Consider the following 22288-nt stretch of genomic DNA (forward strand, 5'->3'; position numbering starts at 1 on the left):
GTAGAACATTGGGGTATGGCAAAGCAGCCCTGTTCGCGGGTGGATTTCGGCCCTCAGGAGGGGTCGGCCATGGGCACCTTTGCTAGTGCTGCGTGGAGAGTCTCCGTGAAGGTCCGGTCGGTGATACCCCAGTCATACAGCCAGGAGTGAAGCTCCCAGGCGGGCCTTCCGCAGCGCTGCGCCTCTCTCAGGAGCCTTGCCAGGGAATACGTGCCGCGAAGTCGCTCAATCGGGAACACATCAACCAGCTCCGCGGCCTCGGCCAGGGTGACGTTCGGGGGGAGCGCGTAGGAGGACACCGAAATCCCACGGGACTTGAGGTGACACGCAAGTTCATCCGGCTGTCGGCCCATCTCAATCGCCGCCGTGATCACGCTGGCGAACGGCACGACGCCGCCCACCACAGTCTCCGGCCAGCTCATCGGGCCTTGGCCGGAGAACAGCCGAAGGTCCAGGGGGTCGAGCACATCTGGAACAGACAGGGGGACCTCGAATCCGTAGATTCGGAACCGGTCGATGACCTCCTTGACAGTACGTCTGCCACTTCTGGTGGCCTTGAAGAGCTGCAGATAGGAAACTTGGCCCCGGCGGCCGAACCGGGAATCCATTCCCCAGAAGAGCTCGGCGTCGTCGGCTTTGGCGTCTTCAGGTAGCGGATGAACCGAAAACCCAAAGGTCATCAGCCGCTCGACTGCCTCCCCCACGCCGATCGATGCGTTCTTCGCCACTCTCAGCACATGGGATACCGGCACGTCCCTCGAACGCTTGAGCCAGGGGCCCAGGCCGTCGAGGCGTGCACTGAGCAACCTCACGTCCGCATCCGAGGGAAAGGCCGGCAGGCCAGCCGCATCCGCTACCACTCCGTGCTCGCGAAAGGCCTCGCTAACCTCGGCAACCGACATCCCCAGCACCCGACTCACCTTCGCAAGATGCCCCAGAGTGATTGCACCACCCTGCTCAAACATGTCGAAGAACCGCGAAGACCCCGGGGTGTCCCGTAGGAACACCGGGTCGGCCACCATGGCCTTCGCCGCATCAAGCACATCGGCGGAAATCGACCTGCCTCTTCGGACCATCTCCTCGGCCGCTTCCTGGACCCGAACGTCCGGGCCCCAGCAGAACCTCAGAAGTTCGATTGCACTGACCGGTGAAGAGTCCAAGACATCATCAGCTGCCCCGGACGCTTGTATGCTGCCGGTGACAAGGCCGAACTCTGCGGCGCGTTTGATCACGTCGCCCTGGGTCATGCCCAACTCGATGGCCGCTTCGGAGAGCCAGTCCCCGAACACCGGATCCCGCCAGCGGTTCGCCCGCCTCCGAGAGCCGCGCGGAGCCAGAACAGCCAGGTCCGAGGGCATCGCCAACTTGACGGTTCCGGCTTTAAGAACCTCCGGATATACCTCCTCCGACGACCCCAATCGGTCCGCCATGCCGTGCGCCATCAGCCGCCAGAGAACAACATGGTCCGGTGGCTCTTCGCTCGCCCTGTTCCTCCGTGCCGTCCCGCCCAGGAAGCCGACGCCCACAGCGTTGAGAATCCTCCCATCAGCCGGGAAGCATCCGGCTCCTCCGAGATCGAAGGTCATACCGCCCGACTCCATCTGACGGCCCTGTCGCATCGCCTCCGCTGCCACCAGGTCCGCGAGCTGGACGCTCTGTTCCGTAAGCCACCCGATCCACTCCATGCGGAGCAGCGCCGAGTCGGACCGGACAAGTTCGCCAGCCGCGTCGGCCAACAAGGCGCCGACCGTACCCGACACGTCATCGATGACGCGGCGCCGATCAACCGAGAGCTTCCCAGGCGCAAAGTGGCCGGACAGATTCACCACTGCGCCGGCGAGACTTCGGCCCCATGGCGAGAAGACCCCCCGCTGTACCTCAGGTTCCACGAACAAGCCGTCCACCAGCAAAGCGCCGCCCTCTTCGCACCAGACCACCTGAGCGCCGTCCGGAGCGCAGGTCCATGGCACCAGCAGGCCTCCCACGTTGAGGCCGAAAGCCTCGTTCAGAGCGCCTGTTCGGAGCCTGAGAACACCCGGTTCCCAGACCTCCCTGTGCTCGCCATGCACGGCAGAGGTACGGAACTCAGCGATGCCCAGCAGGCGTTGGAGAACGGCCAGCACGGACCACGAATCTTCGAGCTCGATGTCGTCACGCAGGTAGAGGCGGACCGTTGTGCCGGGCTCGCGACCGTTCTCCCGCTGCTCCACGATGCGGAACAGGTGGCTGGGGCCGTAGATGGAAACGTCCAGGAGCGGGCCGAGTTGGCCGGTGGCGTCCATCCGACAGGTGGTCACCGAGATCTCGTCGGCGAGCATGAAGTAGCTCAACACCCCGATGCCGAAACGGCTGTTGGGGTACAGCTCAACGGGCGGGTCCGTCTTCCTCCACTCGGCGCGTTCGAGTTTGAAGTCGAGCTGCTCGGCGAAACGCGCGCCGGCGTTGGAGAAGACGCCGCGCAGCTCGGCCTCGCCCATGCCGACGCCGTTGTCCTGGCACTCCAGATAGGCGCGGCCGTCATCGTCCACGCCCTGGCGAAACTCGATACGGCCGTCGTAGGTGTAGCTGGCCAGGGGGTTGGTGCGGTCGAGGTACTCCGTGCGGGCCCGGCGGTAGCGGCAGGCGTCCAGGGCGTTCTGGTACAGCTCGCGGACCGCCAGGTCACGGTCGCGGTAGAGCTCGACGCCCATCAGCAGGCCGCGTACCCGGCGTTCATCGAGGCGGAACCGGGCGCCGTCCGTGAAGGCCCCGGCGGCGGGGGTTGCCTCGTCGGAGGTGAGGCGGGTCGGTAGCGGGTGCTCCTTGAGGACCCGGCGGACGGCGTGGAGGAGTTCATCGGCCCGGACGGTGTACGACCGCAGGCCTTCGACCACCGCCTCATGGTGGCACTCCGCCCGGAGCACCGGCAGGTCATAGGTACCGCCCCAGGCGGCCTCGTCCAGGGTGCGGCGCAGCTCCGCGAGGTCGACCGCGTGCGGGATGCCGAGGTGTTCGGCGATGATGTCGGGCAGCGCCGTCATCTCGATGGCGGTTCCGTACGCGAGCGCCAGCAGGAGGGCCAACCGCTTTTCCCGGACGTGCTGTTCGCCGGGTGCCCGCAGGTGGTCGTCCTCGCGCAGGCTGTGGAGGTAGTCGCGATTGCCGACGTCGGGGCCTCGGCGAAGGCCGTGCAGGAAGGCACAGATGCGCTTCGGCGAGAAGGTCTCGCCGAGCTTGGTAAGGGTCGGCAGCTGGTTGAGAAGCTCAAGGACGCCCTCAGGGTCGGCCAGGTCCTCGTGCTGGGCGAGCCAGCGGTGGAATAGCCACCAGCCGAGGGGTTCCGCCGAGTCGGGCCGGGTCCGGGCGCGGTGAACCAGCAGGTCGTGGGACTCGATGAACTGCTCGTAGGCCGCCCGGTCGCTGTCGAGGTCGTCGGTGGGCTGGAGGTCGGTCGGCTGGACGCCCACCCGCGCTGCGGCCAGCCGCAGCGAGCGCACCCGGTAGAGGAAGGGCAGCACGGCCAGCAACGCGGCTTCGGCCGGGTAGAGATCCAGCGGCTCGTCACCGAGCAGCCAGCCGACCCGGTCAGCGAAGCGTCCGGCGACCCCGGGGTCCTGCCAGGGGTCGTCCGCGAGTTCGACCTCGTCCCGCAGCCGGACCAGCTCCCGTACGGCTGCGATCACCGCCCGCCGGTACAGCTCCGCATCCGGGTCCTCCCGGACGTGTCGCCAGGCGCGCGACTGCGCGGCGCACCGAGCCCAGGGGTCGTCGTCGTCCGTGTACCCATGGGGCTGCCCGCCGAAGTAGACGTTCCCGGCCTGCACGAGGTTGCCGTGCACGACGCTGTGCGTCACCGTCGACTGATTGTCCACCGCTTGCGCCCTCCCCACTCGCAGGGCATCGAGCGTAGGGCAATCCACTGCCTAGGCCACCGTCAGGATGCCCCTCATGAAGTGGTGGTAGCTGCACAGGTAGGAGTACGCCCCCGGCCGGGTCGGCGCGGTGAAGGTGGCCGAGGTGCCGGGGGCGACGGGCCCGGTGTCGAAGGTGGTGTCCTGGGCGGTGAGGGTGTGGGTGGTGGTGTCGGTGTTGCGGACGGTGACGACGGCGCCGGGGTGGACGGTGAAGTCGGCGGGATCGAAGGCGAAGTCGCGGATCGTCACCGTGCCGGTGAAGGGGGTCGGCGACGAGAAGGCAGTCGCCGAGGGCGGGGCGGCGGTGGTGCTGGCCTCGTCCGGGGCCGGGCCGACGTAGGCGCTGAGGCAGCCGGCGCACGGGGCGCCGGGCCGCGGGAGGGCGGCGGCCCGGGCGGGCGGGTGCATCAGCCGACGGCGAGTTTCACCCGGCGGGAGTCCGCGGCGGCCGACGGGGTGGCGCCGATGTTGGAGACCGTGGCGATCACGACGGCGTCGGCGCCCGGGATCCAGTTGACGGTCTTGGACTGGACGACCAGCTGCCGCTGCTGCGTCGTGCCGTCGCAGAGGATGTCGGCTTCGGCGGTCCGGCTGGAGCCGAAGGCCATGGAGGAGGTGTCGTCCGGGTCCTTCTGCTCGACCGAGACGGTGAGCGAGCGGGCTTCGTCGGCGACCGAGCAGAGGTAGTCGACGTCCACCCGGACCCGGCCGGGGATCTTCGGATCGATCTGGGCCCTACCGAGGGTCACCGTCGTGGTGACCTGGTCATCGACCGGGTCCGGGTCGGCGGCCAGGGCCGGGGAGGCGAGGCCGGTGAGGGCCGAGGTCAGTACCGTCAGGACGATCCACCGCTGCACTGCAACCTCCGGGACTGAGGACGTGTTGCGGCCGACGCTAACCGGCGCTCCGGATGCCCGCGCGCCGAGTCATCCGAAAGTCGTACGAACGACCCGGCGCCGGCGCCGGCGCGGCCGATCGGGCCCGCTCCCGGCGCATCCGCCTCACCGCCGCCGGAGCCACACCGGGCGTGGGGCTCACCCCGACGGAGACGGCTGCTCTCCTGCTGGACAAGATCCGCCAGGGTCACGACTACGCCCGCGGAAAGAAGGTGCGGTTCCGTCGGCGCGCTTCCGTGATCAAGATGCTGACACTGGCACTGTCCGCGGCCTCCACCATCCTGCTGGGCCTGCACAGGTGGGCGGACCTGGCCTTCGCGCTGGTGGCCCTGGTGACGGCGCTGGCGGCTGCCGAGCCGTTCTTCAACTGGCGCTCCCGGTGGGTGCTGATGGAGGAGGCGCAGTACCGCTTCCGGCGTCTCGCCGATGACCTGGAGTACCTCGTGGCGTCGACGCAGGCCGACGAGCTGACCCGTCCCCAACTCGAGGGCGTCTTCAGCAGGTACCAGGCGATATGGGAGGACCTGAGCCGCACGTGGTTGGAGCAGCGTCGCGAACCCGCGCCGTCGTCGAACGCCTAACCGGCCTGCCACGCGGGGAGCGCGGCGGGCCGGGGGCGATGGGGCCGAGTCAGCCGGTGATGCTGGTGGCGCCGGTTTCGAGGTGGCCGGTGGCGCGGCGGCTCCAGGCGGGGTCGCTGTCGACGGTGACGGTGAAGTCGTACCAGCCATGCGCGATCGTGACGGCGTTGAAGTAGTCCTGGACGGTGCCTCCGGGGCCGACCTGGTAAGTCCAGCTGCCGGTACGGTAGTTGGTGGCGGTAATGGTGAAGGTGACGGTGCTGGTGCCAGTGTTGGTCATGGCGAACCAGACCGCCGGCTGGCCGGTGTCCGGCGCCGGCGCGTAGGAGGTGGTGGCCTCCGCGGTCTTGCCCGCGGTGGTCGCGTTGCCGGCGAAGCGGCGCAGGGTGCGGTTGGGGCCGAGCACGGTGAGGTCGTACTGCCCGTTGCCGTAGCCGGCGCCGATGTCGAAGGAGTCGGTGGCGCTGCCGTCGGCGCCGGTCGCGGTGTCGTACGGGGCGACGGTGTACTGCCAGGGGCCGCCGCTGCGGTAGGCGTTGGCGTACACCGAGTAGTGTGCCCAGGCGGTGGCCTGCGGGCCCTGGTTGGCCAGGTCGATCCAGAGCAGGATCCGGCCGTTGGCGCCGTACTCGATCCGGCCGACCCAGGCGTTGGGCTGGTAGGGCAGCGCGCGGGCGGGCTTGCTGCCGGGCTCCTGGGCGGGCATGGCGTTGGTGCCCGGCGTGGGGTTGATCTGCAGGTTGGCGGTGGCCTGGCTGATGGTGGCACTGGTGTCGGGCAGCGCGGGCACGCCATGGACGGGGTTGGTGAAATCGAAGGCGCCAGTGAGGTCGCCGCAGACCTGGCGGCGCCAGGTGCTGATGTTGGGGCAGACGGCGGGGGTGCCCAGGGCTGCGGTCCAGGTCTCCAGGAATCGGATGACGCTGGTGTGGTCGTAGACCTGGGAGTCGACCCAGCCGCCGCGGCTCCACGGCGAGACCACGATCATCGGGACGCGGAAGCCGAGGCCGATGTTGGTGTCCTTGCAGAACTCGCCGGCGGTGCCGGCCGGGGCCGCGGGCGGGGGCACGTGGTCGAAGAAACCGTCGTTCTCGTCGTAGTTGAGGAACAGGGCGGTGGAGTTGAAGACCTCCGGGTCGGCAGCCAGGGCCTGCAGCACCAGGTTGACGAAGTGCGCGCCGTTCTCCGGCGGGCCGTCCGGGTGCTCGGAGAACAGCTGGTTGGCCACCACCCAGGAGACCTGGGGCAGGGTGCCCGCGAGCGCGTCGGCCTTGATCGCGGCGGCGATGTCGTCCGGGGTCGAGCCGGTGCCACTGGGCACCGAGCCCATGCCTCGCTGGGCGAGCGGGCTCGAACTCGGTGCGCCGGTGAACTGGTTGAAGTAGGCGAGGCCGTTGTCGCCGAAGTTGTCGTGGGCGTTCTGGTAGACCTTCCAGCTCACGCCCGCGTTCTGCAGGGCCTCGGCGTAGGTCTGCCAGCGCAGGCCCGACTCGGAGCCGCCGTCGTAGGCCGGACCGCCCGCGGTGGCGCCCGGGTCGATCGTGCCGGACCACAGGTAGGTGCGGTTGGGGCCGGTGGCCGAGAGGATCGAGCAGTGGTACGCGTCGCAGATGGTGTAGGCGTCGGCCAGCGCGTAGTGGAACGGTATGTCCTCGCGGGCCATGAAGCCCATGGTCCTGTCCGAGCCCTTGGCGGCGATCCAGGAGTCCATCTTCCCGTTGTTCCACGCCTGGTGCTGGGTGGACCACGAGTGGTCGAGCGAGCCGTCGCACTGCGCCAGCTGCTCGGCGCTGACGCCCCACCACCAGGTGTTGGTCTTGCTGAGCTGCCAGGGGTACTGCCGCCCGCCGCCGTTCGGCTGGTTGAACACGCTGGTGCCGCCCGCGATCTGGAGGGCGGTGCGGTCGCCGAATCCGCGCACGCCCTTCAGGGTGCCGAAGTAGTGGTCGAAGCTGCGGTTCTCCTGCATGAGCACCACGACGTGCTTGATGTCCCGGATCGTCCCGGTGGTACCGGCCGTGGCGGCGGACGCGCTCGGCGCGGCGCCGGACAGGGCTGCGTCCAGCCCGATCGCCGCACCGAGGGCGGCGGCGGAGCCGAGGAAGGTGCGACGGGTGACGGGTGACACGTGAGGCCTCCGAGAAGTCTGGACAACTCCGACGTCGGCGACTGTCAGGCAGCCAGATGGCTACCGGTCGGTAGCCGGGTGGCGGAGAAGTTACACCTGGCCGACAGTTGACGGAAAGTCTCGTACCGCCCTGAATTCGCCCGCCGCCGAGCGCCCCGACCCACTGGGCTCCGCGACCACGGGGTGCACACACACGGGTCGGTGGTGAGAATGGGCGGCGGGGCCGGGCAGAGGACGGAGTCGCTGGTGAAGGCGTTACCGGGTGGCCGCGCCACGCTCCTCGCCGTCCTCGCCGTCCTCGCCGCCCTCGCCACAGGCGCGAGCCCCTCGCCGACGCCCTCGCCTTCGCCGACGCCCACGCCCACGCCCACGCCCACGAGGACCACCACGCAGGGACGGGCCGTCTCCCTGAAACCGACGCACGGACCTCGGCTCGGGACCGTTCAGGTGATGCTGTCCGGGTTCGAGGTCTGCCTGGCCGGCCTCAAGGAGTCCCCCACCCCGGTCCCCGCCGACGTGACCTGGGACGACCCGGCCATGGAGCTCACGACCGTCCAGACCAGGAGAGACGGGCCGTCCACCGGCACGTTCACGGTGCCCGACGGTGCCAAGGACGGCCCGCACACGGTCACGGTGACCTGCGCGGGCTTTCCCTCCACCTCGGCCACCGCCACGTTCACCGTCGCGCCGCCCACGCTGACGGCGGATCCACCCAGCTCGGCACCGGGGTCCACCACCACTGTGTCCGGGACCGGCTTCGCCTGTCCCGCGGACGACTCCGTCACCCTGATGTGGGACACCACCACGCTTCCCGGCCCCGGCAAGCCCAACGACGACGGAAGCTTCAGCGCCCCGGTCACCGTTCCCCCGAACGCGGCCGGCGGCGACCACGACCTGCGGGCGTCCTGTGCGTCGGTCGCGGGGATCACGGCCGACGCGCACCTGCGCGTCCAGGCCCCGGCGCCGACCAGATCCACGACGACGCCTGCCGTGCCGTCACCCGTCAGGACGATGACCGCGACACCGGGCGCCGCCCTGCACCTTTCCGGCCGGACGAACGCCTGCCCCGGGAGCGCCGGACCGCACCAGGTCGTGTTCTCCTGGGACAACGAGCCCAGGTCGCGGCCGGTCACGGCCGACGGGTCGGGAAAGTTCGACGCGACCGCCACCGTCCCGTCGAACGCACCCACGGGCTCCCACCGGATCACCGTGGAATGCGCGGACACCCACACGGTGACCGAGACCGTCCCGGTCCTCGTCGTCCAGCGGGTCCCATCGCAGCCACCGCCGGACCACCTGCTCTGGATCGTCCTCGGCGCTCTCGCGGCGGCGGCCCTGACGGCGTTCGGGCTGCGCCGCGTCCTGCGGACGGGCGGCACGTCGGGCACGGTGACGGCCGAGGCGGGCGCGTGGGGCGACGCCCGGGCGGAGCTGACCGAGCGGGGCGGGCCCGCCGGGCCCGGGCGCAGCGTCCGGCTGGAGCCGCACCCGGACCCGGGCCGGCAGAGCATCGAGGAGGTGCGCGATGACGATGGTCGCGACGGATGACCCGTACTGCCTGGGGACGTTCCTGGGGACCGTGGAGCCACTCGCCGACGCCCTCCGCCGACAGGACGCGGTCACCGCCCTGGGCGGCCTGGACAGGGCTCTTTCCCGGGCCGCCGAGCAGGAGGTGGCGCGTGTCGTCCACGGTTTCCTGGGACTGGACATGATCGATCTGGTGGCCGGCGGCTGGCGCACCCACGCGGGGCTCGCGGCGGCCGCGCGGAACACGTGCGCGGCCCCGGGCAGCGAGGAGGTCGTCGCACTGCTGGACCACCGGGTCAGGTCGGTCCACCACCCCACGGTGAAGGTGTCGGTCGACGGGGTGCCGGTCGGCACCCTCGCAGTGGACATCGAGGTGGTCTTCGAGCTCAACGGGATCGTGGCCGTCGTGCGCGGGGGCAGGCTGGTGGCGGTGCGGGCGGGCTTCTGCACGGCCAAGGCGACGCTGGCCGTCGAGCGGATCACGGTGGCGAGCCGTCAGGGGCGGTTCGACCTGCCGGGCGGCGTGCGGTGGCGCAGGGGCGTGGTGCTGCGCCACTGCGTGCCGACCCCACCCGGCTGACCGGTGACACAGCTCCTACGCCGTCCGCTGCTCCCGCCCGAGTCGATCGTGCCGGACCACGGGTCGGTGCGGTCGGGGCCGGTGACCGAGTGTCGCCCTGGTCCGCACGGGGGCGGAGTGGGGTGAGTGGCATCGGGTCTCCTCGTCTCGTCGAGGCGGGGATGCCGTCGCCCTCCACGCTCGGCCTCCGGGGAGCCCCGGATGCGGTTTCTCCGCCCGCCGCAGATTCGCCACTTGTCCCTGTTGGCGCATCGGCTGGGGTGGGCGTGGTCGGAGACGGAGGCGATCAGCGCCGGGTAGACCATCGCGGTGCCTGCGTCCCCTCGACCAGGCGGACACCGCGGGCGGCGGCGTACTCGGCGAACCCGCCGCGCAGGACGGCCAGGCCGGTGTGCCCGGCGCGCTCCAGGATGCTGGCGGCGGTCATCGCGCGTTCGCCGTGGCCGCAGGCGATCAGCGCGCCCTGCGGGGCGTCGGCGGCGCGGCCGGTCAGCGAGCCCAGTTCGATGTGGGTGGCGCCCGGGACGTGCCCGGCGGCGAACTCGGACTCCTGCCGGACGTCCAGGTACGGGCGCTGCCCGGCCTCCTCCGGGGTGACGAACTCCGTTGCGGCGACGGCTCCTTCGGCCTCGCGCCAGGCCCGCATGCCGCCGGCCAGCCGGCCGGCCAGGCGCTCGTAGCCGATCTTGTGGGCCTGCCAGACCAGCTCGTCGAGGTCCTGGTCCTCGCCGGTGACGAAGGCCAGCGGGGCGGTGTCGGGCAGCAGCCAGCCGAGCCAGGTGGCGAACTGGCCGCGCAGCGGGATGGAGAGGGCGCCGGGGATGTGCCCGGCGGCGTAGTCGGCCGCCGGGCGGACGTCCACGACCTGGCCGCCGCTCGCGAGCAGTCGGCCGAGCTGGGCGGCGTCGAGCAGCGGGAGGCGCGGGGTACCGTCGAGGACGCGCGGCCCGGTGCGGTTGAGTTCGCCGAGGCGGGCGAAGTACGCGGGGTAGCTGCCGAGGCCGGCGAGCAGTCCGGCGACGAAGGCTTCCTCGGTGGGCGCGGCGAGCAGCGGGTTGGACTGCTTCTGCGCGCCGACGGTGGTGGTGCGGGCGGCGCCGGGCGGGGCGGAGCAGAAGGAGCCGGCACCGTGGGTGGGCCAGACCGGGAGATGGTCGGGGAGGGTGGCGAGGCGGCGCAGCGAGCGGTACTGGGCGCGGGCGAGTTCCTCGGTGCGCTCGGGGCCGAGCAGGTCGGGGCGGGCGGCGGAGTCGACGATCAGCGAGCCGCCGGTGAAGACGCCGAGCTCGGTGGCGCCGGCTCCGGCGTCGTCGAGGAGCAGGAAGGACAGGTGCTCGTCGGTGTGCCCGGGGGTGGCGAGGGCGCGCAGGGTGAGCCCGCCGAGGTCGACCTCGTCGCCGTCGGCGAGCGGGGTGTGCGGGAAGGTGCGGTGCCCGGCGGCGGAGGCGAGCACGGTGGCGCCGTCGTCGTGGCCGAGCTGGACGGCGGCGGAGAGGAAGTCGGCGTGCAGGTGGGTGTCGGCGGCGAAGGCCACGGTCAGCCCGCGCCGATCGGCGGCGGCCCGTAGGGCACGCAGGTCCCGGCTGGCGTCCACGGCCAGGGCGCGGCCGTCGCCCAGGTCGACCAGGTAGGCGCTGTTGCCCAGTCCCTCGTCGACCAGCGGTATCAGGTGTTCGTCGGCGAAGCGCATCTCGATCCTCCTGGTTTGACAGTGCGGTCTGCGTCCGGATGCAGCAACCGCGGGCACATCCCGGCGACAGCGGCCGACCAGGCGTCCCGGCTCAGCCGACGACCACCCCCGGCAGCCCGGTGACGAGCCCGTCCAGGGAATGCGAGCAGACGCAGTCCCGCTCGCCGGGCAACAGCTCCAGTGCCTTGAACAGCACCGTGCGCAGCCGGTCGACGTTGCCCGCGAAGACCTCCGGCACCTCCGCGGGGGTGACGCCCTCGCCGCTCCTCGGTCACCTCGTCCAGCAGCGCGTACAGCCCCGAACCGCCGATCACACCCAGCTCGGCCCGGGCGGTGCCCTGATCGATCGTCATCGTTCCTCCCCACCCTTCGTCGAGAGGCGTCCCGGCCACTTCAGGAGTCGGACCGTCGGCAGGGGTACGGCCGGATGTCCGAGGGCCGCCGGGGTGGTCCCGGGGGGCCGAGCGGGTGACCTGTCGGACGTGTCGCCGACCGCACGCCCCACTCGGCATGCGTCGGTTGGAACGCGCCGCCTCCGGGCGGTGCACGCCCTGTCCCCGGACCTGAGAGTCGCCCATGCCTCCCACCGCCCGTCTCCGCCAGCTCGTCCCCACCGCGCTCTGCGCCCTCGCCATGGCCCTCGCCGCCTCCGCGGCCCACGCCGCACCCCCAGGCGGGGAGACCGGCACCGACCCCGGTGGGAGGCCGGACGGCGGGAGGTACGACTGGGGGCGCGTGGCGGCCTGCGAGAGCAGCGGCAACTGGCACGCCAACAGCGGCAACGGCTACTTCGGCGGCCTCCAGTTCGACCAGTCCACCTGGCGGGCGAACGGCGGCCTCGCCTACGCCCCGCGCCCCGACCTCGCCAGCCGCGAGGAACAGATGGCGGTCGCCCAGCACCTCGCCGACCGTCGCGGCCTCTCCCCGTGGCCGGTCTGCGGCGCCCGCGCCGCCAGCGGCCGTGGCCACGGCCACGGCCACGGCCACGGGGCCACCCGCGACCACGGGCGCGTCCCCGTGCTGCCGCCGCCGGCCTCGACGCCGGCCCCCGCGTCCACGTCCGCCTCCGCCGACGACGGCCAGTGGACCGTCCGCGAGGGCGACACCCTGGACCAGCTCGCCACCGCGCTGCGCGTCCCCGGCGGCTGGCCCGCCCTCTACGCGCTGAACCGCTCCGTCGTGGGCGAGGACCCGGACCTCATCCAGCCCGGCCTGGTGCTACGCCTGCCGTCCTGACCGCGCCCCACCGACCCGCCGCCCACGCCGCCCTTCCGGCGTGGGCGGCGCCCTGCGGTCGCCCCCCGACGGGTTCTCCGCGAGGCGCCCCGGCGCTACGGCCGGGCTACGGCCGGACCGCCGCCAGCACGTGCAGCCCCCGCGCGTTGGTCTCGCTGTGGCGCACCTCCAGGCCCGCCGCGCGCACCTGCTCCTCCACCCAGCCGACCGCCAGCCGCAGCTTCGGGTAGCTGCTGACCCGCTGGGTCCAGCCCTCGCCGGCGCGGGTGTGGATCAGGTCGTGCACCAGTGCGGTGTCCTCGTCCGGGTACTCCAGGAAGCAGGTCATGATCCGGTCCGGGGTGGAGCGCACCGGCAGGAAGCGCTCGGTGCCGGCCAGCGGGCGGGTGAGGTCGCGGAAGGTGAGCACCAGCCGCCCGCCCGGGGCGAGCGCGGCGGCGGCGTCGCGCAGCAGTGCGGCCACGTCCGCGCGGGACGGCAGGTGGGTGAGGGTGTCGCCCATGCAGACCACCGCCGCCACCGAGCCCGGCTCGGTGTGCTGCGGCAGCGCGCCGCGCAGGTCGGCCCGGACGGTCCGGACCGCCTCGGCGTGCCCGGCCTTCGCCGCCGACTCGGTCAGCTCCGCCAGCAGCGGCGCGCTGGTGTCGATCGCGAGGACGGGCCCGAAGCCGAGGCGGGCCAGCGCCAGGGTCTGGGTGCCCGGTCCGGCGCCGAGGTCCACGGCGGTGCCGGAACCGGCCTCGGGCGCGACCCCCAGCCCGGCCAGCAGTTCGGCCTGCGCCTCGGCGAGCGCGGGGATGTCGCCGCCGAGCATCCAGGTGTAGTGGGCGGCGAGGAGACGGTCGTAGTGCTCGGGTGCGGTACTCATGCGGGCTGGGCCCTTTCTCGCGGTGTCCGGCGCTGTGCTCGACCAACGGAGTATTGGTCCGATCGCACTCTAGGGGTGCCTACGGAAACGGCGACGGCCCGCCCGGTCGTGGAGGACCGGACGGGCCGTGGCGGCGCGGGGGCGCGGGTCAGCCGACGTGGACGCGCGGACGCTTGGTCCGGTCCGGCTCCGCCTCGCGCAGCACCTCACGGGTGACCGGCGCGACCTCGCCCTGGCCGAACAGGAAGAACCGCAGGAACTGGGCGAAGGGGTTGCCCTCGGTCCACTCGAAGTACAGGTGCGGCCGCTGCCCGGTGCGGTCCCGGACGGTGAGCGCCAGCGCGGCGATCGCGTTCGGGATGCTGGAGCTCTCCAGGGCGAGCACCCGGTAGCGGTTGTGCAGCACCTCACCGCGCACGGTCAGCTCGGACTCGAAGTCCGACGCGTCGCGGACCGTCACCTCGACGAAGACCAGGTCGTCCTCGCCCGGGATGTCGTTGTCGGCGCGGATCTGCCGGATCTTGTCGCGGTACTCGGCGACGTCCCGGTTGGTCGGCTCGTTGGCGATCAGGCGCAACGGGCGGTGGGCGTAGTCGCGAATGAAGCGCTCGGCCGTGTCGTCCAGCACGACGTCCGTCACCCGCAGCTCGAAGGCGCGCTTCAGACGGGAGAGCAGCGAGACCAGGATGATGCCGGCGATGAAGCAGGCACCGATCTTGACACCGTCCGGGCGCTCCATGGTGTTCACCACGGTGGTGTAGAGGAAGACCGCCGCGATGATCCCGAAGGCGATGGTCCAGCCGCGCTGGCGCTTCTTGTAGGCGGCGATGGTGACGGCGATGGCCGCCGAGCTGATCAGGACCAGCACACCGGTGGCGTAGGCGCCGCCCTGGGCGTCGACGTTCGCGTCGAACAGCCAGGTGATCAGGAAGCCGACGATCGTCAGGACGATCACCATCGGGCGGACGGCGCGGGCCCAGTGCGGGGCCATGCCGTAGCGCGGCAGGTAGCGGGGCAGCAGGTTGAGCATGCCCGCCATGGCGGAGGCGCCGGCGAACCACAGGATGGCGATGGTCGACAGGTCGTAGACGCTGCCGAAGGCGCCGCCCAGGTACTCGTGTGCCAGGTAGGCGAGGGCGCGGCCGTTGGCCTGGCCGCCGTCCTCGAACTCCTTGGCCGGGATGAGCAGCGTGCAGATGAAGCTGGTGGCGATCAGGAAGGTGCTCATGATCACGGCAGCGGTGGTGAGCAGCCTGCGGGTGCCGCGGATCCGGCCGGCCGGGTTCGCCTCGGTGTCGCCGGCGTCGCCCTTGATGTGCGGCATCACGGCGACGCCGGTCTCGAAACCGGACATGCCGAGTGCGAGCTTCGGGAAGACGACGAGCGAGACGCCGATCATGACGAACACGTTGCCGTGCTCGGCGGTCAGCGCGTTGGACCAGTCGGCGACGACGTGCGGCGCCTGGATGATCTTCCAGATGCCGACCACGACGACGACCACGTTGAGCGCCAGGTAGACCCCGACGAGCGCCACGGCCATGCCGATGGCCTCGCTGAAGCCCTTGAGGAAGACCGCGCCGAGCAGGGCGACCAGGATCAGCGTGATCACCATCTGCTTGCCGCCGAGGACGCTGGTCAGGTGCGGGTTCTCGACCAGGTGCGCGCTGGCGTCGGCGGCCGAGAGCGTGATCGTGATGATGAAGTCCGTCGCCGCGAAGCCGAGCAGGGCGAGGACGAACAGCTTGCCCTTCCAGAACGACAGCAGCCGCTCCAGCATCGCGATCGAGCCCTCACCGCGCGGGCTCTCCTGGGCGACCCGCCGGTAGACCGGCAGCGCGCCCAGCAGGGTGACGAGCACGAGCACGATCGTGGCGATCGGCGACAGCAGGCCGGCCGCGAGAGCGGCGATGCCCGGCTGGTAACCGAGCGTGGAGAAGTAGTCCAGGCCGGTCAGACACATCACGCGCCACCAGCGCTGGCCGGCGTGCGCACCGTGCTCGGCGTCGGCGGTGGAGTCCCCCGGCTCCGCACCGCCTTCCGATGCCTCCGTGCCGGCCTTCTGAGCGGACTTGTCCGGGGACATGTCCTCCAGCAGCCAGCTGCGGAGCCGTATTCGAGCCGACGACGGATCCTCCGTCGCCGTCTCCGTCGAACCCGACGAAACCACCTTGCACCTCTTGTTTAAAGACCCCGTAAAAGCGCCGTCGGGCGACGGCAGTGCGCCAGGCTATGCGACAGCCGTTAAGGAGACGTCATCGGCCCGCGTTAAGAAAACGTCATGGATGCGCAGGTCGGGGCAGGTGGCACGGTGTGGCGGGACGGGTGCCGGGGCGGGGGAGGCGGTCCAACGGCCGGCGTCTCAGAACGTGGACCGGGGCGAGGGAGGTGGCCCCCGCCCCGGCGTCTCAGAACGTGGACCGGGGTTACGCCTGGTAACCGAGGACGGTCATCATGCCGGCCTCCGAGTGGTAGACGTTGTGGCAGTGCACCATCCACAGACCCGGGTTGTCGGCGTCGAAGTCCACGGCCAGGGTCGTGCCCGGCAGCACGATCGCGGTGTCCTTGCGCGGGCCGTCGCCGCCCAGCGCGAAGGTGTGTCCGTGCAGGTGGACGGGGTGCCACATGCCCGTGCTGTTGCGGAACTCCAGCCGCACCCGCTCCCCCGCCGCCACCGGGTAGCGCTGCGAGGGGTCGTACCTGCGGCCGTTGAACGCCCAGTCGGCCTTCGCCATGCCGCCGGTGAGCTCCAGCTTCACCGTCCGGTCCGGCGCCTTGGCGGGCAGCCGTACGCTCGCGTCGGCCTTGAGCTGCGCGGCGGTCAGCAGCCTGCCGTCCAGCTCGGCCGGGCGCGTCCCGGCGTCGGGCGCGGTGCCGCCGCCGGTGCGCAGCACGGCCAGGGCGGCGGCGTTCTTGCCCTCGGCGAGCGCGGTGAGCGGGAAGACGCCGTCCTTGGCGGTGACCAGGACGTCGTAGCGCTCGCCCATGCCGAGCAGCAGCGCCTGGGTGGTGGCCGGTTCGACCGGGAAGCCGTCGGTGTGGGCGACCGTCAGGTCGTGGCCGCCGAGGGCGACCCGGTAGGCGGTGTCGCCGCCCGCGTTGATCAGGCGGATCCGGATCCGGTCGCCGGGCTTGGCGGTGAAGGTCTCGGGGGCGCTCGCCAGGCGGCCGTTGACCAGGTGGAACGGGTGGGCGACGTCGCCCGCGTCGCCGCCGAGCAACGGGCTCCGGGCACCCATCAGCATCCGGGACGGGCCGGTGGATCCGGTGGGGGCGCCGCCCGTGCCGCCCGTGTCCATGCCGGGCATCCCCGACATGTCGTGGCCGGAGTGGTCCATCCCGCCCATGCCCTTGGCGAGTTCGGCGAGGACGGCGTCCGGGGTGCTGCCGTCGACGCCGTCCACCCAGTCGTCCAGGACGACGACCCACTCCTTGTCGTAGCGCAGCGGCTCCTTCGGGTCCTCGACGATCAGCGGCGCGTACAAACCGCGGTCCTGCTGGACGCCGGAGTGCGGGTGGAACCAGTAGGTGCCCGGGTGGGCGAGCGCGAAGCGGTACTCGAAGGAGGCGCCGGGCTTGACGTCGGCCTGGGTCACGCCCGGCACGCCGTCCATGTCGTTGCGCAGCGCGAGGCCGTGCCAGTGCAGGGAGGTGGACTGCGGCAGGTGGTTGGCGAGGGTGACGGCGAGCGTGTCGCCGAGGGTGGCGCGCACCTCCTGGCCGGGCAGCCGGTCGCCGTACGCCCAGCTGCGGACGGTGCGTCCGCCCAGGTCGAGGGTGGTCTCGGTGGCGGTGAGCGCGACCTTGCGCTCGGGTCCGGGCTTGCGCCCGGCCTCGGCGGCGGCGACCTCGGGGCCGTTGGGCGCGACGAAGCCGGCGGGGGCGGCGGGGGCGGCGGCCGGGGTACCGGTGCGGTTCATCGAGGAGTGGTTCATGGACGAGTGGTCCATGCCCTTCGTCGAGTCGGAAGAGCAGGCGGCGAGCAGGCCGGTCCCGGCGGCGGCGAGCGCGGCGCCGAGGACGGTACGACGGGTGGGAGTGCGCATGGCGGAGTGCACCTCGTGCGGTGGAGTGGGCGTACGGGACGTCGCGTCGGCCGTTCCGTACGCGGGCGCAGGGAAGCGCGCGCGGGCACGGAGCGGCGGGCGCGCGCCTACTGACGCAGCACCGACAGCCGGTTGAGGAGTATCCGCCCGCCGTCGGGCGGCAGCGCGCGGACGGCCCGTAGCAGCCGGGCCCGCACCTCGGCGGCGGCGTCGCCACTGCGGCGCAGCAGCGGGCCGGCGATCAGGAGCACCAGGGTCCAGCCGGCCAGGACGGCGAGACAGACCGTCATCGGGTCCATGCCGTCGGCGGCGGGGTCGGCGGTCACGCTCGCGGGTGTCATCGGGACGGCTGCCGCGTGGTGCTCCGGCAGCTGTTGGACCGCCGCCACCTCGACTCCGTGACCGCCGTGGCCGCCGGTCGGGTGGCCGAGCGTGTGCATCGTCAGGACACCCAACAGCAGGGCGGCGAGGAGCAGCAGACGCAGTACCGACGGAACCGGCGCACCGTTCGGCCGTTGCCGCGCCATGGTTCGCCTCCCGACCGTCTCCGGCTGCCAAGTACCCCCACAGGGTATCCCGAACTGCGACCGGACGCCGGACCGGGGTCAAACCTGTTCACCCTCTTGGCAGGTGCAATTTCACATTGCTATGTTACGGCTCACCTAAGGGCGGCCACGACCCCCAGCGTCCGCCCCGCCTCCCCCGGCAGTCCCAGCAGTCCCGGGCCGGAAACCCACCGCACTGCCGCCTCGCACCGCCCTGCCACTTCCCCCTCCAGGAGAGCCGGTGTCAACTTCCCGCGTTGCCAAGCGAGTCCTGCTCGCCGCCGCGACAGCCGCGACCCTCACACTGCCCACCCTGCAGAACGCCCAGGCCGCCGCGCCGCCCACCCCCGCGCCGTCGGCGACGGCCACCAAGGCCGGGCCCACCCGGACCAAGCCCACCCGGACCAAGCCCACCCAGGTCGCGCCCGCCCAGCCCGACCCCGACCAGCGCACCGCCTACGACGACGCCGACCACCTCGGCACCGCCGCCGCCAAGCCCGGCGCCCCCGCCCCGGCCCCCGGCGGCGGCTCGCTCGGCAGCACCCTGATCCCCGGCCTGCTGCCCGACCACGTCGGCGCGCCCGCCCCGACCGCCGACCAACTCGCCGCCACCCCCGCCGGCACCGCGCCCCACACCAGCGCCGGGGTGCCCTGCACCGTCGACGGCTTCACCGGCCTCAACCCGGACCAGCTGGTCTCCTTCCTCACCGACCCGGCCGTCACCGCCGACGGCTGCCTGCGCTCGGTCATCTGGACCTGGGACGCCCGGTTCGCCACCACCATGGACAACGCCCACGTCCAGGCCGTCGCCCGCCGGATCGCCCAGCTGTCCGCCACCGACGACGGCACCGGCGCCTCCCACGTCTACGAGCTGTGGACGTACCTGCACGCGACCGTCTACCACGCCTTCAACCACCACGAGCTGAACGTCGGCGACCCGGCCACGCTCACCGTGATCCAGCAGGCCGTCACGACGTACGCGGGCAGCGCGCACGCCTTCGACGGCACCGACCTGGCCGCCGACATCCTGCGCGAGACCGCCATCACCGCCGGCGCCGACGGCCTGCGCCAGCACAACCTGGGCCTCGCCAAGCGCATCCTCGCCTCGCTCGCCCCCGGTACCGCCCTCGCCGACAACACCCACTGGGGCAACGCCGTCCTGCAGGCGCTCAACCTCAACTACCTGGGGATCTACAACCAGGACCCGGCCTTCCTCGCCGCCGTCGCCTCCGACGCCGACTACCGGGCCGCGTTCCGCGCGTACGCCTCCTGGGGCCACCTCAACGGCACCCAGAACGCCTGGGCCGCCCGCGACGCCGTCGGCGAGTACGGCCGCTTCGGCCAGGTCCCAGCCCTGCACGATGCCACCCTCGCCGACCTCGGCCCGCTGATCGACGCCACCAGGACCACCTTCGGTGAGTGGTCCGACCCGTGGGCCAAGGCCATCGGCTGGGCCAACACCTACGGCGTCTGCCAGCAGTACGGCGTCTGCATATCCGACCTGGAGGCCAGGCTCTTCCCCCACACGTACACCTACGACAACGGCGCCATCGAGGTCCACACCGCCCTCGACAAGGCCACCGTCGACCAGATGTACTACGCCAGCAAGCAGGTGAAGAGCCAGTACTTCCGTGTCCTCGGCACCGACCAGCCGCTCGCCGACGACATCAACACCACCCTGCACATCCACCTGTACGCCTCGCGCGCCGACTACGAGGTGTACCACCCGATCCTCACCGGTTACAGCACCAACAACGGCGGCATCTACATCGAGCGCGGCGCCACCTTCTACACCTACCAGCGGCGCGTCCCCCAGGACTCCACCCTCACCCTGGAGGAACTGTTCCGCCACGAGTACGTGCACTACCTCAACGGCCGCTGGGCGGTGCCGGGTTACTTCGGCGACGAGCGCTGGTACGCCAACGACAAGACCACCGCGATGGACGAGGGCACCGCCGAGTTCTTCGACGGCTCCACCCGCGACCAGGGCATCCTGGTGCGCAAGTCCCTGGTCCGCAAGCTCGCCTCGGACGAGGCCGCCGGCATCCCCCGGATGACCATCGCCCAGATCCTGCACTCCAGTTACAACGACACCCCGGCGTTCCACTTCTACAACTACGCCGGCACCTTCTTCGAGTTCCTCTGGCAGAAGCACCCCGCGCTGATCCGCGAGATGTACGGCCACCAGCGCGCCGACGACCCGGCCGGCTTCGACGCCTGGCGCGACCGGATGGGCACCGACGCCGCCCTGCAGACCGAGTACTACGCCTTCCTGGACGCACAGATCAAGAACGTCGACAACCTGTACGTGCCGTCGACCTCCTTCCTCGCGAACGGCTCCCTGGACCTCGCCGAGGCCGACGACGTCCAGGACGCGTTCGCCGACGCCACCGGCGCCACGCCGAACTGCAAGGACAACGGCGACTGGGCCAACAAGCCGATGCGCTTCATCTGCACCGGCAAGATCACCGCCAACCTCTCCGACTCCACCAACCCGGACAAGGTCTTCAAGGACATGTCCGACACCGTGGACTACTTCATCCTCAGCCGCACCAAGGACGTCGAGGACGCCAACAACCTCAACGACATGAACTGCACCTTCGGAAAGGTCGACGTCTGGACCAACGGCAAGGCGGGCACCGCCGACTACACCTGCGAGGGCCCGCTGCGCCGGTGACGCAGATCAACTGCTGGGCGCGGTACGGACGGTGGGGTCCGTTCCGCGCCCCCTCGCCGTTCCCCGCCATCCCCCTCCGCCGTCTCCCTCCGCAGCCCCCTCCGCCGTGTCACTCCGCCGCCTCACTCCGCCCGCGCCTGCCGGACGGCGGCCGCCAGGTGCTCGCTCACGGAACCAACGGTGGCCCGGATTCGCCGAGTTGCGCGGGTGCCAGGCCAACCCAAGCTACATCTGGGCGAGTTGGAGCGGGATCGGGAAGGTACGCAGGCCCAGCGCGGCGAGGGTCTCCGGCAGCCAGTCCGCCAGGCCGAGCGAGACCAGGTCGCTGTCGGCACCCTCACCCCCCGTCTCCCGCCTCACCCTCCCCAGACTCGCCGAACCCGGCGCCCCCGGCCTCGCCCACCTCCCCCGCCCCTCCTGACGCACCACCACAGACTCCGGGCGCGGGCCGCGCCCGGAGTCTTGCCGCCGCCCGAGTCGGGGGCGCATCCTGGGGCGCACCCGTCGTTCCGGGGGAGACACGATGAAACGCAGCTTCGGTGCGCTCTGCTCGACGGCGGTGCTGGTGACCGCCCTGACGGCGGCCGCCGCGTGCGAGCCGATCCCCACCCCCGGCCCGATCCGCCACCCGGTCCTGATCCCCGAACCCGCCCCGCCGTCCGCGCAGTGGATCGTGGACCTCATCGCCTCGCTCAACACACCACCCCAGTGCCCGAAACCGACACGGCCGACCCTGGTGGTCCTCGACAACGACGGCCAGTACCGGGCGATGGCGTTCTGGCTGGTGGACAACTTCGACGTCTGCTACGCCATCATCAACCACGCGGGCGAGGCTCCCACGACCATCTGGTTCACCGCCATCAAGGACCTCATCCCCCGCACCCCCATGCCGACCGACACCACGGCAGGCGTGGACGCCTACGCCTTCACGGCCTACCGCGGCCAGGTGGACGACATCAACGTCTCCGGCGACACCGCCCACATCGTCAGCCCCGTCCACCGCAGCACCATCGACCTCGGTGCCGGCGACCTCGTCACCTTCGCCGAATACCACTACCGGATCCCCCCGACCGGCAGACCCCTCTCCATCGCCCTCTGCACCCCCACCGGTACCTGTCGCGACGCCCACTGACTGTGCCGCACAACGCTTGGCCGCTGAGCTCGCGTGGAAGTCTGGTGAGGGCGCCGACCGAGGACCACCGTTCAGCGCCCCGCCAACTCAACCCTGCTGCGCGACAACGCGGCCCGATACGGCGTCCACGAACGCGACCGCACCCGCGGCCGCCTCGCCCTGCTTGGCGGCATCCACCGTAACGGCCGGACGCGGCAGTTGGGATGGTGCGGCAACGGGCGTTGGTGGGTGCGGCTGCAGCCGCACCCACTGGTCGGCGGTGTTCTACTACTTCACCCTGTGGCGTCAGGACGGTCTTGACCAGCGGATCCAGGAGATCCTGCGCTGCCAGGTGCGGGAGCGGGCCCGGCGATTAGAGGAGCCGTCCCTGGTCATCATCGACACCCAGTCCGTCCGTGTGGCGGCGGGGGTGCCGAAGGAGACGACGGGACTGGACGCGAACAAGAAGACGCCCGGCAGGAAGCGGGGACTGGCTGTCGACGTGCTGGGCCT

At 71.5% G+C, this 22288-nt stretch carries 16 protein-coding genes and 2 pseudogenes; 7 read left to right on the plus strand and 11 right to left on the minus strand.

Going from position 1 to position 22288, the window contains the following annotated elements; translation table 11 throughout:
* Positions 1-53: 53 nt before the first annotated feature.
* The 3 genes from ACZ3UD_RS12035 to ACZ3UD_RS12045 are packed head-to-tail and all read right to left on the minus strand — an operon-like array spanning position 54 to position 4750.
* The gene (locus ACZ3UD_RS12035) at positions 54-3851 is read right to left on the minus strand and encodes an HD domain-containing protein (protein WP_465585449.1); all 3798 of its coding nucleotides are present in this window, start codon (positions 3849-3851) and stop codon (positions 54-56) included.
* 51 nt (positions 3852-3902) lie between these two features.
* Positions 3903-4301, minus strand: a complete 399-nt coding sequence (locus ACZ3UD_RS12040; RefSeq protein WP_465585451.1) for a cupredoxin domain-containing protein — start codon at positions 4299-4301, stop codon at positions 3903-3905.
* On the minus strand, positions 4301-4750 hold the full coding sequence (locus ACZ3UD_RS12045) for a hypothetical protein (protein WP_465585452.1): 450 nt from the start codon (positions 4748-4750) through the stop codon (positions 4301-4303). The genes ACZ3UD_RS12040 and ACZ3UD_RS12045 overlap by 1 nt, the downstream gene beginning before the upstream one ends.
* A gap of 170 nt (positions 4751-4920) precedes the next feature.
* On the opposite strand from ACZ3UD_RS12045, the gene ACZ3UD_RS12050 reads away from it, so the two are divergent.
* Positions 4921-5370 carry an SLATT domain-containing protein gene (locus tag ACZ3UD_RS12050; RefSeq protein WP_465585454.1) on the plus strand — a complete coding sequence of 150 codons (450 nt, stop codon included), beginning with the start codon at positions 4921-4923 and terminating at the stop codon, positions 5368-5370.
* Positions 5371-5419: 49 nt separating this feature from the next.
* Here the strand turns inward: ACZ3UD_RS12050 and ACZ3UD_RS12055 are convergent, their stop codons facing one another.
* Positions 5420-7498 (minus strand): phosphocholine-specific phospholipase C, encoded by a 2079-nt coding sequence (locus ACZ3UD_RS12055; protein WP_465585455.1) that lies wholly within the window; start codon positions 7496-7498, stop codon positions 5420-5422.
* 450 nt (positions 7499-7948) lie between these two features.
* Between ACZ3UD_RS12055 and ACZ3UD_RS12060 the strand changes: the two genes are divergently transcribed.
* Positions 7949-9046, plus strand: coding sequence for a hypothetical protein (locus tag ACZ3UD_RS12060; RefSeq protein ID WP_465585456.1), 1098 nt, complete (start codon positions 7949-7951; stop codon positions 9044-9046).
* Complete coding sequence (locus ACZ3UD_RS12065; RefSeq protein ID WP_465585457.1) at positions 9024-9605, plus strand: hypothetical protein; 582 nt, start codon at positions 9024-9026, stop codon at positions 9603-9605. Before ACZ3UD_RS12060 ends, ACZ3UD_RS12065 begins: the two co-directional genes overlap by 23 nt.
* A gap of 286 nt (positions 9606-9891) precedes the next feature.
* Here the strand turns inward: ACZ3UD_RS12065 and ACZ3UD_RS12070 are convergent, their stop codons facing one another.
* Together ACZ3UD_RS12070 and ACZ3UD_RS12075 are read right to left on the minus strand one after the other, a co-directional pair.
* Positions 9892-11295 carry an MBL fold metallo-hydrolase gene (locus ACZ3UD_RS12070; RefSeq protein WP_465585458.1) on the minus strand — a complete coding sequence of 468 codons (1404 nt, stop codon included), beginning with the start codon at positions 11293-11295 and terminating at the stop codon, positions 9892-9894.
* A gap of 91 nt (positions 11296-11386) precedes the next feature.
* A pseudogene (locus ACZ3UD_RS12075) lies at positions 11387-11560 on the minus strand (5'-methylthioadenosine phosphorylase); the annotation flags it as partial.
* 311 nt (positions 11561-11871) lie between these two features.
* Here ACZ3UD_RS12075 and ACZ3UD_RS12080 point away from each other — a divergent pair.
* Positions 11872-12531, plus strand: coding sequence for a transglycosylase family protein (locus ACZ3UD_RS12080; protein WP_465585460.1), 660 nt, complete (start codon positions 11872-11874; stop codon positions 12529-12531).
* A gap of 106 nt (positions 12532-12637) precedes the next feature.
* Here ACZ3UD_RS12080 and ACZ3UD_RS12085 read toward each other — a convergent pair whose 3' ends face one another.
* From ACZ3UD_RS12085 to ACZ3UD_RS12100, 4 genes are all read right to left on the minus strand, one after another.
* Positions 12638-13399, minus strand: a complete 762-nt coding sequence (locus tag ACZ3UD_RS12085) for a methyltransferase domain-containing protein (protein WP_465585461.1) — start codon at positions 13397-13399, stop codon at positions 12638-12640.
* A 148-nt stretch (positions 13400-13547) separates the two neighbouring features.
* On the minus strand, positions 13548-15482 hold the full coding sequence (locus tag ACZ3UD_RS12090) for an APC family permease (RefSeq protein WP_465585462.1): 1935 nt from the start codon (positions 15480-15482) through the stop codon (positions 13548-13550).
* A 340-nt stretch (positions 15483-15822) separates the two neighbouring features.
* A complete protein-coding gene (locus ACZ3UD_RS12095; RefSeq protein WP_465585464.1) occupies positions 15823-17442 on the minus strand; it encodes a multicopper oxidase family protein in 1620 nt (539 codons plus the stop codon).
* Positions 17443-17549: 107 nt separating this feature from the next.
* Positions 17550-17969 carry a DUF6153 family protein gene (locus tag ACZ3UD_RS12100; RefSeq protein ID WP_465585465.1) on the minus strand — a complete coding sequence of 140 codons (420 nt, stop codon included), beginning with the start codon at positions 17967-17969 and terminating at the stop codon, positions 17550-17552.
* 259 nt (positions 17970-18228) lie between these two features.
* On the opposite strand from ACZ3UD_RS12100, the gene ACZ3UD_RS12105 reads away from it, so the two are divergent.
* Entirely contained in the window at positions 18229-20664 is a 2436-nt protein-coding gene (locus tag ACZ3UD_RS12105) for a collagenase (RefSeq protein WP_465585466.1), read from the plus strand.
* 225 nt (positions 20665-20889) lie between these two features.
* Here the strand turns inward: ACZ3UD_RS12105 and ACZ3UD_RS12110 are convergent, their stop codons facing one another.
* Entirely contained in the window at positions 20890-21024 is a 135-nt protein-coding gene (locus ACZ3UD_RS12110) for a hypothetical protein (protein WP_465585468.1), read from the minus strand.
* Positions 21025-21187: 163 nt separating this feature from the next.
* On the opposite strand from ACZ3UD_RS12110, the gene ACZ3UD_RS12115 reads away from it, so the two are divergent.
* Both ACZ3UD_RS12115 and ACZ3UD_RS12120 read left to right on the plus strand, forming a co-directional pair.
* Complete coding sequence (locus ACZ3UD_RS12115; protein ID WP_465585469.1) at positions 21188-21796, plus strand: hypothetical protein; 609 nt, start codon at positions 21188-21190, stop codon at positions 21794-21796.
* Positions 21797-22046: 250 nt separating this feature from the next.
* Positions 22047-22288, plus strand: a pseudogene (locus tag ACZ3UD_RS12120) (IS5/IS1182 family transposase); the annotation flags it as partial.

It is taken from the genome of Kitasatospora sp. NPDC023118, assembly GCF_055560875.1.

Excerpts from the sequence above, each read along its gene's own strand:
- ACZ3UD_RS12040 (WP_465585451.1), bottom strand. The coding sequence starts at position 4,301 with ATGCACCCGCCCGCCCGGGCCGCCGCCCTCCCGCGGCCCGGCGCCCCG.
- ACZ3UD_RS12060 (WP_465585456.1), top strand. The coding sequence starts at position 7,949 with ATGCTGTCCGGGTTCGAGGTCTGCCTGGCCGGCCTCAAGGAGTCCCCC.
- ACZ3UD_RS12065 (WP_465585457.1), top strand. The coding sequence starts at position 9,024 with ATGACGATGGTCGCGACGGATGACCCGTACTGCCTGGGGACGTTCCTG.
- ACZ3UD_RS12070 (WP_465585458.1), bottom strand. The coding sequence starts at position 11,295 with ATGCGCTTCGCCGACGAACACCTGATACCGCTGGTCGACGAGGGACTG.
- ACZ3UD_RS12080 (WP_465585460.1), top strand. The coding sequence starts at position 11,872 with ATGCCTCCCACCGCCCGTCTCCGCCAGCTCGTCCCCACCGCGCTCTGC.
- ACZ3UD_RS12085 (WP_465585461.1), bottom strand. The coding sequence starts at position 13,399 with ATGAGTACCGCACCCGAGCACTACGACCGTCTCCTCGCCGCCCACTAC.
- ACZ3UD_RS12090 (WP_465585462.1), bottom strand. The coding sequence starts at position 15,482 with ATGTCCCCGGACAAGTCCGCTCAGAAGGCCGGCACGGAGGCATCGGAA.
- ACZ3UD_RS12095 (WP_465585464.1), bottom strand. The coding sequence starts at position 17,442 with ATGCGCACTCCCACCCGTCGTACCGTCCTCGGCGCCGCGCTCGCCGCC.
- ACZ3UD_RS12100 (WP_465585465.1), bottom strand. The coding sequence starts at position 17,969 with ATGGCGCGGCAACGGCCGAACGGTGCGCCGGTTCCGTCGGTACTGCGT.
- ACZ3UD_RS12115 (WP_465585469.1), top strand. The coding sequence starts at position 21,188 with ATGAAACGCAGCTTCGGTGCGCTCTGCTCGACGGCGGTGCTGGTGACC.